Origin of the sequence: Acutalibacter sp. 1XD8-36, assembly GCF_009917525.1 — a bacterium.
Taxonomy (GTDB): Bacteria; Bacillota; Clostridia; order Oscillospirales; family Acutalibacteraceae; genus Acutalibacter.
On sequence record NZ_QZDU01000064.1, the window covers coordinates 1 to 557 of the forward strand.

At 56.4% G+C, this 557-nt stretch carries 1 protein-coding gene; it reads right to left on the reverse strand.

Annotated elements, in window-relative coordinates; translation table 11 throughout:
* Positions 1 to 41 precede the first annotated feature (41 nt).
* Positions 42 to 557: S-layer homology domain-containing protein (locus D5270_RS16535; RefSeq protein WP_166545108.1), on the reverse strand; the 516-nt coding region annotated here is incomplete at its 5' end.

A 557-nucleotide genomic window follows, 5' to 3' on the forward strand; every position in this document is an offset into this window, starting at 1 on the left:
GCCTTTATGGGGTAATCATAAAATTTAGATGAGTTGAAATCTTATTCAACCTCGGCGTTCTTCTTCTCGTAGGCCCCTACCAGCACAGTGGCTGCCTGCTGGCGCTCCAGGTTGACTAAGGGTGAGAAGTTGCCGTTTCCGGTGCCGCTCATGAGGCCGGCCTTGTAAACAGCGTTCACATAGGGCTTGGCCCAGTTCGCGACATTATTCCAGTCCTTGATATTGTTGGTGTCTGCGGTATCGTCATGCTCCAGCCCGCACCAGCCTGCTATCATGACTGCGGCGTGCTGGCGGGTAACGTCACCCTTGGGGTCGAAGCCGCCCTTATCGTTGCCGCTGATGATGCCGTTCTCCTTGCAGTGGGCAACGGCTGCCTTCTGGGTATCATTCAGGCCGGAGATATCGTTGAAGGACTCCTCAGCATCAGCATACTTCTCCCTCAGCAGGGCGTCGATGTCCTCAGCGTCGGGATTCTCTGCCTTCATGTCGGCGCGGGCGATTATCAGGGCGAAGTCCTGGCGGGCTATCTTGCCCTTGGGGTTGAACTTCCCTGCTGC